The sequence below is a fragment of the Paenibacillus sp. RC21 genome, from assembly GCF_044907935.1.
In the GTDB taxonomy this organism is placed as follows: Bacteria; Bacillota; Bacilli; order Paenibacillales; family Paenibacillaceae; genus Paenibacillus; species Paenibacillus terrae_A.
This window is the reverse complement of record NZ_JBIYCS010000008.1, coordinates 222,260-235,992: the sequence shown is the minus strand read 5'-3', so window position 1 is coordinate 235,992 and position 13,733 is coordinate 222,260. Positions and strand designations below refer to the sequence as shown.

Sequence of the window (13,733 nt, the reverse complement as noted above, 5' to 3'; positions counted from 1 at the left end):
TTTTATACAGCCTGACGGCATGTACCAAAATCTCAGCGTTGGATTTTGCAAGCAAAATCCGTACTCACTCGTTGTTCAGTTTTCAAAGATCAAACATTTCTTTTTCGCTGTGTTTTTCAGCAGCTATAAGATCATACCATGTTCATTTCAGAAATGCAAGCTTTATTTTTTCTTCTTTTATAAAGATTATTGTACCCAAGCTTTTCACTTTTGAAACAGCTGTTTTGTTGTCAGCTCAAATAATATATCATATATCCAAGCAACTTAGCAAGCACTTTTTTTGTTACTTTTTTAAAGTTATCTTTTGACCTTATCAAAGTCAGCCAAGGGGCAATAGCCCCTCACGTTTTAGCTGGTAACTCCCTCCGGCTCAAATACTTCCACAGGCCAGTGTAACTCCACGCCTTGGCGAAGCAGCCTGCTTTGAAAATGCCCCAGATGCTCTGCCGATTCGCTGACTTCTATCGGGAATACTCCGTTGGACACACAGTAAGCCGCCAGACTACCCGCTGATTCACCTATATTCCACTCCGTGGGGTGCAGCCGATAGCAGCCATTTGCGATTTGAGTCATCCCTATATTTTTACAGGCGGGAAGCAGATTACGCACTCTCACCGGAATAAGGGAGCCTAACGGAATTTCATAAGGGTAATTAGGAATGTAAAATGTCCGCTGAGATACAGTGGTCGGATGGAGATCCAAATGATAGCTGCCTACACCTACGCTGTCCGCATATCGTTTTGGCCCATCCGTCCCCCGAAGCTCACGACTTACATCGAACTCCGATATCATATACTTGGCTTGAATTCGGCGCGATTCGCGAATATAGGCGGTTTTGGCAAGACCATCTGAGGTGCCAAGGAAATCTCCACGGGGCCGAATACCCGGATAACCGAATCCTCCATCTAGCCGGGGTGCTTCGGTCTGGAGCCAATAGATTAAAGAACGGGTCAATTCACGGGCGCCTTCTCTACGTCTTTCCTGCTCCTGAGCAGTGACACCGATCAATGGACCGAGGTAATAATCATTTTGCGCCCAGTTTAAAAGTGTTACCTCTCCATCATTTAATGGCTTGCTCCATATAGAAGGGTCCACAATGCGACGGTAATCCCACAAAGATACAATACCCTGATCGTTAGGAAACAAAGTGAACTGTTTTAGTTTGCTGGTATCATCCGCATCTGTAGCAAACCAACTCAAAATCGGGAAACGGGAAAAGGAAGGAATATAATTTCTCCAAAAATCATATTGTTGCGGCCGTTCTATAATGAAGCTTCCTTGAGGGATGTAATCCACGGCCGCCACATGTGTAATAGACTGCATATCCATAGGGTCAGCGCACTCCAAAGCATGAGGCTCACCTGTATCATACCGCGACTCTGCTCCACTCGTATGCTCCACCCCCGCCATCGGAAGAAGATCCCCGCACTCTGTGGCATCCAGATAAAACGTTCCGTGCAACACCATAACCCTACACCCACCATCAAGGCTATCCGAGGTACGAACAGTTACGGAACAAATGCAATCAGCATCCGTTTGAGCGGCTATGGGCACGGTGTGGTAATATACGCGAACACGCCCCGTGTTCAAATAGGGAGCAAGCATATCCTCAAGCACCCGTAGAGCTACTCGTGGTTCATGAGCCAGACGGCTTACCCAACCGTTGCCGGGATTAAGAATCGGATCGTTTTGGGCTTCTTCCGTTAAAGGATAGTTCTGACGGTAATAGTCACGTACACGATTACGGAACTCACGGTATGTTGCTGTGCAGCCAAACTGTTCGATCCATCGGTGCTCATCCGGGGGGACGGCCTGTGAAGTTAACTGTCCTCCCAACCAATCCGTCTCCTCCGTCACGATGACTCTCATGCCAGCCTTCGCAGCCGCAAGAGCTGCCGATGTTCCTCCCAGACCTCCGCCAATCACAACAATGTCAGTATCAAGCCGATTTTGCGTCATGGTTCGTTCCCCTTTCATACTTGTTCTAGGAATCCGTTAATTCAAAAGCAAGCCGTGCCGCACCGATGATTCCAGCGCGATTACCCAATAACGCCCGGTTTACTTCCGTTCCGACTCCCAGCTGTTGTAGATGCTTTTCCAGCAAGGGCCACCAGACTTCTCCCGCATCTGCTACCCCTCCGCCTACGATAATAGCCTCGGGATCAAGGGTGACCGAGATATTGACCAGAAGCACGGCTAAATCTGCGGTGTAATCGTCCAGTACCTGAAGCGCCTCCGAGTGACCGTGAGCAGCCTGCTTCATGATCTCGATTCCCGAGCGATACTGTTTACCTGTGTATTCTCTGACCCGGCGTAACAGTGCGCTACCTGATACATACTGCTCGGCGCAGCCCTTTTTTCCACAATTGCAAGGAAGACCTCTTGGGAATAAAATACTATGTCCCCAATCGCCGCCACTCCAATGAGCCCCTCTGCACAACAAGCCATGTTCCATATATGCGCCACCGACACCTGTTCCCAAGGTGAGCATGGCCAAGCGTTGCTTGCCCCTCCCCGCTCCCTGCCACGCTTCTCCAAGCAAAGCGGCATTCGCATCATTGTCGGCAACAGCACGTAAGGCCAGATTCTCCCTCGCCCACGTTACCAAGTGCGTGCCTTGCCAGCCAGGGAGATTATCCGTGGCATACACAACCTCACCACTCTCCACGTTTACTCTGCCAGCCGTAGCGATCCCCAGAGCGTCGATACCGATGCCGCCGCTGGTGCTGTTGCTGGTGTCTCCCAGGGATCGTTTCAGTCCTTCCACAGCTTCGGATACCCGTGACAGTAGCCAATCACGCCCGCGAGAAGCGTCCGTATCCAGCCGGATTTCATCAAGTACCGAACCATCTTGTTCCACTACAGCGGCCTTCACTGATGTTCCTCCAATGTCGATCCCAATGACTCTGTTCACAGCATCTGCCACCACAGCGTCCTCCTTGTAGCCAAATGATATCAACATACACGCTCTTTACGTAAAGCTTCTATAATAGCAAGTCATATACCACAACAATAACTAACGATATGACACAGCCGAAGGGGTACGGTTCTCCGCTTCAAAACCTCAATAACTTCGCTCAATGACCGCCCTTGCTGTTTTTTCCTTCATCTGTTTGGTATGACTCGTGTGCTTGCGAGCAAGCCCTTCGCAGATGAGGTCAATGACAAATAGCTGCGAGATTTTGGCTCCAATCGAGCCTCCCTCCATCGGGGCTTCCTTGCCTGCGGTGAGCAACACGATATCCGCAATGGAGGTGATAGGCGATTTTGCATAATTGGTGATCGCGATAATGGTCGCGCCGTTTTGCTTGGCTTTGTGCAGCATGTCGTTGGTATCCAGCGTGCTTCCCGATACACTGATACCGATAGCCACATCCCCGGGTTTCATGGACACCGCCATCATCGACTGGATATGTCCGTCTGTCACGGCTTCAGCACGCCGCCCGATTCGTAAGAAGCGGTTTTTGGCGTCCTGCGCAGAAATCCCCGAAGCACCTACACCAAAAAATTGGACATAGCCTGCCTGGTCAAGACACGCTATCGCACGTCCAAGCTCTGAACGGTCCAGCAGTCCCATACTGGAGTGCAAAATATCAAGCATATTGTGATACACCATGCGGGTAATATCATGTTCGTTGTCCGGGTCGGTGTTTTCCCCACCCGTATCGGTTTTGCGATAAGCCTGGTTTTGCGCCAGGGACAGTCGGAAATCCTGATAGCCTTTAAAACCGATTTTCCGGCAAAAGCGCATGACGGTCGTCTCACCTGTACCTGCAAAATCAGCTAACTCCGTCACGGAGAAATATATGATATCTGCCGGGCGCTCCAGTACGCACAAAGCAACCTTTTGCTCCGATTTTGTTAATGAAGGAAAGTACGTATTAATTCGGTCGTTCATCTCCATAGATGCACTTCACTGCCTTCCTTGCGGCATCGGCAAACCGCTGCGTAATCAATTGGGGTCTGGTAATTGCCGAGCCTACAACCACTGCATGTGCACCCAGCCGGAATGCTTCCTCCACCTGCGCCGGCTCATGGATTTTGCCCTCCGCAATTAAAGGCACGGGAACCAGCTCTGACGCTCTCCGAACCAACTCCAGATCGGGTCCATCGATCTGAGCAGAGTATGGCGTATAACCGGATAACGTTGTGGATACGCAGCTTACGCCGAGGGAAGCCGCATGAAGCGCCTCCTCCAGTGTGGATATATCCGCCATAGAGGCCACTCCATGCTTATGGGCGTAATCTATGAGCTGCTTCAGCCTACATCCCCCCGGGCGCGGACGTGATGTAGCATCCAGGGCGATGATATCTGCGCCCGCATCCACCAGTTCCTCCATCTCTCGAAGGGTCGGTGTAATGTAAATATCGGAATCATCATAATCCCGCTTGATCAGGCCGATGACTGGCAGGGAAAGCGCCTGTTTGATCGCACGCACATCTGCTGCGCCATTGGCGCGAATGGCCACAGCTCCGCCCTGCTGAGCGGCGCGTGCCATTTTGGCCATGGAATCCGATCCGTGCAGCGGTTCATCCGGTAGTGCCTGACAGGATACGATCAGGCCGTGCTGAACTTTTGATAATACAGCTTCCAATCCCATTGGGATCACCCTCTCTCTTCGGCATGATGCCGTACGGTCAATCCGACTTCAAAGGTGCGGTTCCACGGCATATAGCAATCTGTAATTTCCACATAGCCCTCCGGCCCGTTTACATATTCGTCGAGCGCCTGCTCCAGCTCTCCGCGAATAACCGCAGTAACCGAGCCTCTCTGTCCATCGAGCATAAACTTGTTGAAGCCCATTTGTTCCACAATCCCGTTATTCATGGCGGTACGCACCACAGCGCAATAACATGCATCTTCGGCGTAACGCAACGCCAGAAAATCCAGATGCTCTGCTGTAGGCCCATAGTGGCTGTACAGCATGGACTGGGCAATGACGGTTCCCAGCGTATTGGAGCTGGTGTTCCAGCCTGCATAACCTGCCAGCTCAAAAAGCAGCCCTTTTTGCTTCAAGAGTCTAAGCAGCTTAAGATCGGCTCCGTTGGCATAGCCTACATCAGCTACCGCAATATTTTTGCCTGTATACCGCAGCATATGGGCGCCGTATTCGACCAGCTCCACCACGTTTCGGTATACATCATATCCGGCCATTGCACGCTGTTGGGAGGATGCTTCCGCCATGGCGTCTCCGGGCGTGTTAGCCAACAGAATCAAATCAGCCTCTGTCGCTGAAGAAGCGATCAGTCCACCTGCCGCCATAATCTGGTATTTTAACGTTTCATAAAAATAACGATCCTCAAAAAGCGGAATCACAAATGCTCCCTGCAAAGCGGACAGCCTTGGATAGACAAGCGGCACAACATTCTTCGCCTGGTTAACCCACCGCGCCAGCAGCGTACAGCCGACTTCGTCTGCCCCCGGATACATGTACACGCTCAAATCCAGCCCAAGATTGGAAATACGTTTTCTAAGCCGCTGCTGATCCTTGGCAGTATAGCCGTAGGGGGCAGAATCATCTTGCGGGATGATCATAAAATCAATGACACCCTCTGCTACCAGCTCCAGTGCGGCTTCATTGGCTTCCAGATTCACACGGCGACGGCCCAAATAATCCTCCAGTGTCTCTACAGGCAAACGTTCGTTGATGTCAGATAATTCAAGAAGCTCCTCTGAGGTAGCAATCCCCAGCTCCTGACGGTGCTCAATAAAGCCCTTCCTGAATATCTCGCGCCCCCAATCGGCGTAGTAATCCGGTTCTTCGTCAGCCAAAGAATATTGCGGACAGCGCATAATGAGTTGAAAAGCATATAAGGTCATCTGCGGATAAAGCCGCTTGAGCCTGCGAAGTCGATTCACCTTGTCACCGACCTGATCACTTGTCATTCCATGCAGACGAGATGGCACGATTCCGCCGTACAGCAGCGTATCCATCGCAATAATGGCTCCATCGGCTCCCGCTGCACGTTCTTCGAGCCAAGCCCACAATTGGGTCGTATCACCGGAAATTTTCTTTTGTCCCATCCATTCCATCGGGGGACGCTCGATTTCCAAATCTGTGCCCTGCGCCAGTAAATAAGGAAATTCATAATTACAGGGCCGCTCATCCAGCGGCACAAAAAGCACACGAGTGTTTGGCTTCACCACACGCATCCACCTCTCCTGAAAATTACCGTTATCCTAACGGCAAATGGTTATTTTCAGGGCAGCTATGCTGCCTTGGTTTCTTAATCCATCGGCAAAATGCTCACAAGATCAGTCGATACTTGCCTTGTTCATCCTGACTGACGTAGCCCCACCGCTCGGCTGCGCGGATCGCCGGATCACTGCCGAGCCGAGCCTCCGTCTCCAGACAGGCAGTGATACAGCGCCGGAGTTCGCCCACGACTTCGTCCAGCAGGAGCACAGGCCCTTGCCCGCCAACCACTTCCGGCGGCGTACTGCTCTCCTCTGCCTGCGTGCCGCTCTGCCGCTCGCTGCTGACCACAGCTTGGCGCAGCGTACGCCACAGATCAGCGTCCAGCTCGGCGCGTTCCAGCCACGGCATGGCCTGTGCTACGAAGCCTGCCGCCGGATCATCGGCGGGTACTTGCCGCAGGACGCTCACGGCTTGGAGCAGCCGCTCAAAGTACATATCCAGCGCCGGGATATCGCGCAACTGCAAAGCAAGGTCCACGTCCTCATACGTGCTGCCGCCCAGTCGGCTGTTCCTGTTTTGACGGCAGAAAAACATCAGTTCCTCCGCACGCTCCCCCGCTAACTCCCACACTGCCCAATCCCAAGAAAGTTCCGGCATGTACCGCTCACTGTTCCACATATAATGAGACATCGTAATGAGCGTTACTTTGGAGCATTCCCACTGATTCATCGGGTTGGCTACCATACCGGTATGTCCGCAGTCTGGAAGCCCGGAATACCGCCCGCGCAGCGGATCGAGGAATAAACGGTCACGGTCACAATCATTCACCGGAATGTTATCCCACAGCCACAGCTCGTGCCCAAAGAACGCATGATTATCGGCGGCGTGCTTCCGGCCAATATGCGGAGCAAACACAAAGTATCCGGTCCAGAACACCTTAATCTCCGGATGCAGCCGCTCACGGAAATCCTTTTTGTACTCGGTATCCCAGTACGACCAATATTCCGAGGGACAGACTGTCAGCGTAAATTCAGGCAACCGCTCAGCCAGCCATGTATGCACCTTGTTCGTCAAAAAGACATGAGCGTGGCCCGAGCGACCCAGCAAATGTCGATTTTCTCCTTTTAGCACATAGTCAATGTCATCCATTAATATAGAAAAATGGCGCACGCCAATGGCAATCACAGCCGCCAGCTTTTCCGTCAAACTGAGGAAATCTTCATCGCTGCCAAAGCTCAGGTCATTCCCTGGACTGATGCAGTAATGAAAATCGATCTCATGCTGGTCGCAGGTTTCCTTTAATTCTTGGATCTGCGCAAACGTGTCTTCCGGGTACGGCTCTCGCCATAACTCACGATGATACGGATCATCCTTGGGAGCATACATGAATGTGTTCATCCGATGCGCAGCCATAAAACGGACAGCATCCAGCCGATTCGCCAAGCTCCACGGTTCTCCGTAAAAGCCTTCAATAATCCCTCTGACCGGAAAAGAAGGCTCATCACGAATGGACACTACAGGAAGTGTACATCGCTCTTGTTCGACTTGAAGCAGCAAATGCAGGGCATCCATGCCGTATTTGAGCCCTCTTTTATTAGCTGCATGAATTTCAATTCGACCTTCCTTGTGAATCTCCAAACGATAGCCGTCTGCAACGAGCGCTCCATCGTACTCCAGTACCAATTGCACGCTACCGCGTGTTTCGGTCGGCACGCCTGGTCCTGGAGGCAAGATCAGCTTGATCGGCCCGTCGGGGTCCAGAACGCCTTCATATTCCTGATTCATCCCGAAGCGGGAGGACAACTCAGAAATCAAATGTGGTTCGGGTATGACCAGCTTTGCCCCACTGTCATACACATCACGAAAATAATATTGAATCTCCTGCGTTGTTAGCCCCACACGGGAATTGGGCCGCGTTCCTTTCGCCAGCTCCATCGTAACCGTCTCCCCTTCCATTCACGGATCGTCCGTATCCGATATTTCCGGTCTATCCTTTTACTGCACCCGCCAAGCCTTCCATATAGTAGCGCTGTGTGAACAGGAACAAGATAATGATCGGCAGTACCGAAATCATCGTGCCCGCTGCAATCCAGCCAAAGTTATAGGCAAATTGACCATTGAGATACGTCAGCGCAGCCGCCAGCGGGTATAACTCCGTGTCGTTCAGAATAACGATAGGCCACAGGAAACTGTTCCAGAACGACATAGCCTCCAGCAAAGAAATGACGGCGAGTGCTGGCTTCACCAGCGGTAGCACCAGCTGCCACCAAATCCGGAATTCCGAAGCGCCGTCCATTTTACCGGAATCACGCACATCGGTAGGAATATGGATAAACGTCTGCCGCATCAGAAAAATGTTGAACACAGAGACAGCTCCAGGCAGCACCACACCCAAATACGTATTGCCCAGATGAAGCCCCTGAATGGTCAGGTAATGTACGATGAACGACGTATATGAAGGAATAATCATGGTGGAAATTAGTAGCGTGAACACCAGATTTTTACCCTTAAAACGAAATACAGCCAAGGGATATCCCGTCAGACTGGCGAGCACCACATTGAAAATAACGCCAAGTGCCGTAATGATCACCGTGTTCAGCATATACTTCGGAAAGTTCATAAACTGCCATACCTGAGCATAATTATCAAAATCAATAAAGGTCGGAAAAATCGCCGGTGGCGTTGAGAAAATGTTACGGCCAGGCATGAGCGATACGCTGAGCAGCCATAGGAACGGCCCCATTAAAAAGAGAGCGAGCAGCACGAGCAGTACATAGATCACCGTCATCCTTACAACTCGCCCCAGGTTGCGAATGATGCGGCTATTTTCGTTTTTCGGAAGGGGCGACTGTAGCATTTTATCATTCTGTAAATTCATCAATAGGGATTGATACCACCTTTCCTATTGAATCGGAATACGATAATACTGAGCACCGCAATGACTACACCGACAATTAAGCCGAGCGCCGAAGCATAACCAAAGTTAAACTGCTCCATCCCCTTTTGGAAAATATACAAGCTGGAGGTCAGCGTGGCTGTTCCCGGCCCACCCTTGGTCAGCACATACACTTCATCGAACACGCGAATAGCCGCCATAAGCGATATGAGCGTACAGAACAGAACGTAGGGTCTTAATAACGGGAGTGTAATATGGACAATTAGCCGCCAGCGGCTTGCTCCATCTACTCTGGCGGCTTCGTACAGGTCTTGTGGAATGTTCTGCAAACCGGCCAGATAGAGCATCATATAATACCCGAGTCCCTTCCACATCGTGATGAACATGAGTACATACAAGGCCAAAGAGCTGTCTGACAGCCAGTGAATGTCCTTACTGATCAAGCCTGCCTGCATAAGCAAATAATTCACAACGCTGTTATTGCCAAGCAACCAGCTCCAAATCAAGGCCACGGCTACCATCGAAGTTACGACAGGAATGTAGTAGGTCGTACGAAATATTTTAATTCCCGGTATACGGCTGTTCACCAGCACGGCCATCAGGATGGAGAAAATTTGAAGAAAGGGAACAATGAGCACGTACACCAATGAGTTCCAGATCGAAATGAGAAAGTTGCGGTCCTTAAACGCTGCCTCGAAATTATCCAGACCGACATAATGGGTATCCGATATGACCGAGTAGTCCGTCAATGCCAGCGGAATGCTGTAAATAATAGGCCAAAATACAAAGACGGCAAGCAATAACAGTCCCGGCGTCATAAAGGCCCAGGCCGTAAAGGATTCCGACCTCAACCATTTGATCATGCTGCATCACCACCCGATTTTGATAAATGAACAGGAGAGCCTCCGTATGACTCTCCTGCTGATCTATTGCTTTAAAATATCGTTCACTTCCTGCTCCAAAGCAGTAAGCGTCTGCTTCGTGTCCGTTCCGTTCAATATAATATTTTGAAAAGCACGCGTAACAGCGCTGTTCACGTCCTTGGCATTAGGAACACCGACCATGTAGTCTGTCGCCTTATCCAAGCTTTGCGCGGATACCACTTTCGCTTGTGCTTCCAGCGATTGATCAGACTGTGTGAAGTACGGGTCTTTAATGGAATCCTTTGTGGAAGGTAGTGTATTAGCCGCTTTGGAAAAAGCCGTCTGGCTCTCCGCATTCGTCAGAAAAACAGCAAACTTCACCGCTTCATTCACATGTGCAGACTTGGTCGGTACGACCAGATCCATGGTGTTGGACAGCCGTACATCAGCTTTACCTGTAGGTACAGGAACGGCGATCGTGTTCTTGTATACGTCCGGCGCCGCCGTTTTGATAAAGTTGATGAACGTCGGGCCTGCCAGCTCGAAAGCAACCTGCTCACCCGCGTAATATTTCACTTGCTGTGAAAATTCAGCGTCCTCTTTGAGCACGACACCGTCTTCCATCTGCTTTTTGAGATTATCAATCATAGTGACCGCTTCCGGTGTATTGAACGCCGCTGCTGTCTTTTCTTTATTCAAAATCGGAATCCCGTCTATGGCAAAAAGCTTGGATACAAGCTGCTGCGCGTAGCCTGCTTTACCGATTTTTCTATTGACCTGGCGGCCCCATTCAGACAATTCCTCCCGCGTTTTGGGCGGATGGGCAGGGTCTAATCCGGCTTCCTTTACCAGCTTCGTATTCATGTAGAGCACTTCCGTGCCGGTATACCAAGGTAGTGCATATGCCTTGCCGTTAATAACTGTAGAATTATAGATACCGTCGAAATAAGCAGCCTTTTCCTCCGGAGATAAATGCTCATTCATATCCACAACAGCACCCTTGGAGCCCATTTGGCTGGCAAATTCCGTATTGAGATTCACTACATCCGGACTGCTGCCACTAGCGATACTCGTCAACAGCTTATTAGTCACTGCGTCATAAGGGTAATCCTTCCAGTCAATTTTTACATTGGGATTCTTCTCCTCATAATCGGCAATCACCCGATTGAAATACGGGGTGAATGTAGGCTGTAGCGCGATGGTCCAAAATTGCAGTGTCACTTTTCCTCCGTTAACGTTTTCCGGCTTTTTGCCTCCGCCACCGCAGCTGCTCAGCAGCACAACCAGCACGAGCATAGAAACAAGCAACCGTAACCTGCCTTTCGCTTTCTTCGTCACATGGTGACCCCCTTATTCTTAGTTGATTAAGGCAAATTATAGCAGAAATACCGTTGGAGAAGGAACGTTTTTTCAATAAAATAAATTTAGAAGGAATAATTTTTCTTTTATTTGATATAAAAAAGACGTCTCTGTTAGCAGAGACGCCTTCTTTCCTCATTGAACCTGCTGAGGGTTCAAGTCTATTTAATAATATGGGGCCATGAATACGTACACGAGTACCCCGGTCAAGCTGACATACAACCAGATCGGCATGGTCCAGCGTGCAATTTTACGGTGTTTCGCCACCTGCATCGTCCATCCCCATACAACCGTGAACAGGGCCAGCGGTACGATAATGGCAGCCAGTATGCTGTGTGAAATCAGCAACGTAAAGTAAATCGGCCGAATAATGCCCACCCCGCCAAATTTTGCAGTCTCCGGCGAAATATAGTGGAAGGTCAGGTAGGAAAACAAAAATAAAACAGTGCTGGCGAAGGCCAGTAAAACAAATGTTTTATGCACTTTGACGTTCTTCTTGATAATGGCAACCAACGCCGCCACCAGAAAAATAAACGTGAAACTGTTAAAAATCGCATTCAACCTCGGGAAAATGGTGATATCGAAGCTAACACTACCCTGGTATCCAATCGGCGAAAAGAACAGCAGCAAAATAATCACGTTGGCTATGATGGAAACGGTGATAATCAAGGCTGTAAAATTACGTTTGCTCGTTGGAACGTACTGCTTGTCCTCACTCGCTTTATTCATAATGAGCGTCTCCTTCGTTTAAATTCAAACTTTTCGTTTTTTGTTGTGGTAATAACCATACTATATTATATAGAACCTGAGGACGGCCTGTGAAGTGACAACAGTATGAACAATTTCACAGCCGACAATTTAAAAATGTGCTTTAGCATCTTAGAATAACCATTTGCTTAACATATCAATAATAGAATACGGCCATTTCAGGGGCTTTGTACACGCAAAAAACACCGGGAAGACCTGAATACCCGTCCCGATGTTGTGGTATTTATGCACTTGTAATACGAGCATTCCCCGCGGTTACTGCTGCCAGACGTCACTATATTCTTGATGACGCTTGAACAGGGCCAGTGCGTACGAGCAAGCGGGAACGACCTTTTTATGCTGATCCCTCGCCATTTGCACGACTTTGTCAATCAGCTCCTTGCCGATCTTTTGCCCCCGCAGCTTTTCGGATACAAATGTATGGTCAATGACCAAGGAATGGTCATCTATGGTTTTATAGCCTACTTCCGCAACCACCTGTCCATCATCCACCATGACTACCGCATGGTCCTCCTCGCGAATTTGTCTCATGAAACCGAGCCCCTTTCTGCCGACGATTAGATATCCTTATCATTCCCCGATTTGAGGTCCAACGAAACATCTCATACATCAGAATTTGCAAAATCCTCACATAAAAAGAAGCCTATCGTCGACACTATCCTTATTCCAAAAAAGCGAGGCGAGGTGTTGTATTTGCGTTCGGAAATGAAACCCGTTATCCCGTTTGAACCTGTGCAAAGTGAACAAATCCCTACGGAGGGCCTGTGGCGGTACGAAATAAAATGGGATGGCACGAGAATTTTGACATATCACAATCAGGGTAGCACACGTCTGTTTAACCGGAAGCAGCATGAACGAACTCCTTTATACCCAGAACTCGCTACATTTTCCTCATACTGCCAGGCTGAATCGATAATTCTGGACGGGGAAATGATCGCACTGGGAGCCGATGGTAAGCCCTCGTTTCATGACATTATGCGCCGCGACCTGATTCGTCGAACAGATCGGATTCAAGCGGCTTATGAAGCTGTGCCTGCTACGTACATGCTGTTTGATATTTTGTATTTGAATGGGGAATGGGTTCACCGTAAACCGCTGGCAGAAAGGCTCGAATTATTGCATCAGGTCATCCTGCCGAATGAACGGGTTCAACTGGCGCCTGCTCATCATGATGGACAAGCTCTGTTTCAGGTGATACGCAGTGAAGGGATGGAAGGTATCGTATGCAAACGTTTAGACAGCCCCTACACATTTGGCGGGCAGGACGGTCGATGGGTCAAGGTCAAGAATTACGGCGATAGCATCGCTGTCATTGGAGGCTACACTTTAAACGGAGGCGTCATCAATGCTCTGTTGCTGGGGCTGTACGACAAGCAGGGAAGGCTGCGCTACATTGGACATGCAGGCACGGGGAAGCTTACGCGAGAGGACTGGCGTCAGCTTACGGAGCGACTGAGACCGCATACCATTTCAGCGCGGCCTTTTGTCAATGAGCCGGATCGTCATCGGGATGCAATATGGGTACAGCCTATGTATACCGCCAAGGTTCAATACAGTGAGTGGCGATGGCAGGAAGGGCGTACCCTCCGCCAGCCCTCTATACAGGCTTTTGTAAATCAGGACGTAGGGCAGTGCATTGGACCTTGGTCATGATAAGTTGTGCAGATATATTTAAAAAAAGCGGAATAAAGTTTGTATAAATCATTG

12 protein-coding genes are annotated in these 13,733 nt (G+C 49.8%); 1 reads left to right on the top strand and 11 read right to left on the bottom strand.

Features of this window, described 5'->3' with window-relative positions; genetic code table 11:
• Positions 1–348 precede the first annotated feature (348 nt).
• From ABIA61_RS22355 to ABIA61_RS22305, 11 genes are all read right to left on the bottom strand, one after another.
• Positions 349–1,959 (bottom strand): FAD-dependent oxidoreductase, encoded by a 1,611-nt coding sequence (locus tag ABIA61_RS22355; RefSeq protein ID WP_283654268.1) that lies wholly within the window; start codon positions 1,957–1,959, stop codon positions 349–351.
• Between the two features lie 25 nt (positions 1,960–1,984).
• Positions 1,985–2,962: an ROK family protein gene (locus ABIA61_RS22350; RefSeq protein ID WP_283657533.1), complete on the bottom strand. Its 978-nt coding sequence runs from the start codon at positions 2,960–2,962 to the stop codon at positions 1,985–1,987.
• A 102-nt stretch (positions 2,963–3,064) separates the two neighbouring features.
• Positions 3,065–3,904: a MurR/RpiR family transcriptional regulator gene (locus ABIA61_RS22345; RefSeq protein ID WP_349361899.1), complete on the bottom strand. Its 840-nt coding sequence runs from the start codon at positions 3,902–3,904 to the stop codon at positions 3,065–3,067.
• A complete protein-coding gene (locus ABIA61_RS22340) occupies positions 3,882–4,601 on the bottom strand; it encodes an N-acetylmannosamine-6-phosphate 2-epimerase (RefSeq protein ID WP_283654266.1) in 720 nt (239 codons plus the stop codon). Before ABIA61_RS22340 ends, ABIA61_RS22345 begins: the two co-directional genes overlap by 23 nt.
• Positions 4,602–4,606: 5 nt before the next feature.
• The gene (locus ABIA61_RS22335) at positions 4,607–6,148 is read right to left on the bottom strand and encodes a DUF4127 family protein (protein WP_283654265.1); all 1,542 of its coding nucleotides are present in this window, start codon (positions 6,146–6,148) and stop codon (positions 4,607–4,609) included.
• A gap of 100 nt (positions 6,149–6,248) precedes the next feature.
• Positions 6,249–8,075, bottom strand: a complete 1,827-nt coding sequence (locus ABIA61_RS22330) for a protein O-GlcNAcase (protein ID WP_283654264.1) — start codon at positions 8,073–8,075, stop codon at positions 6,249–6,251.
• Between the two features lie 52 nt (positions 8,076–8,127).
• A complete protein-coding gene (locus ABIA61_RS22325; RefSeq protein WP_283656173.1) occupies positions 8,128–9,018 on the bottom strand; it encodes a carbohydrate ABC transporter permease in 891 nt (296 codons plus the stop codon).
• Positions 9,018–9,899, bottom strand: coding sequence for a carbohydrate ABC transporter permease (locus ABIA61_RS22320; RefSeq protein WP_283654263.1), 882 nt, complete (start codon positions 9,897–9,899; stop codon positions 9,018–9,020). The genes ABIA61_RS22325 and ABIA61_RS22320 overlap by 1 nt, the downstream gene beginning before the upstream one ends.
• A gap of 63 nt (positions 9,900–9,962) precedes the next feature.
• Positions 9,963–11,237 carry an extracellular solute-binding protein gene (locus ABIA61_RS22315; protein ID WP_283654262.1) on the bottom strand — a complete coding sequence of 425 codons (1,275 nt, stop codon included), beginning with the start codon at positions 11,235–11,237 and terminating at the stop codon, positions 9,963–9,965.
• Between the two features lie 186 nt (positions 11,238–11,423).
• Complete coding sequence (locus tag ABIA61_RS22310) at positions 11,424–11,987, bottom strand: DUF420 domain-containing protein (protein WP_283654261.1); 564 nt, start codon at positions 11,985–11,987, stop codon at positions 11,424–11,426.
• A 294-nt stretch (positions 11,988–12,281) separates the two neighbouring features.
• Positions 12,282–12,557: a GNAT family N-acetyltransferase gene (locus ABIA61_RS22305; RefSeq protein ID WP_283654260.1), complete on the bottom strand. Its 276-nt coding sequence runs from the start codon at positions 12,555–12,557 to the stop codon at positions 12,282–12,284.
• A 162-nt stretch (positions 12,558–12,719) separates the two neighbouring features.
• Between ABIA61_RS22305 and ABIA61_RS22300 the strand changes: the two genes are divergently transcribed.
• Positions 12,720–13,679: an ATP-dependent DNA ligase gene (locus ABIA61_RS22300; RefSeq protein WP_404581269.1), complete on the top strand. Its 960-nt coding sequence runs from the start codon at positions 12,720–12,722 to the stop codon at positions 13,677–13,679.
• Positions 13,680–13,733 lie beyond the last annotated feature (54 nt).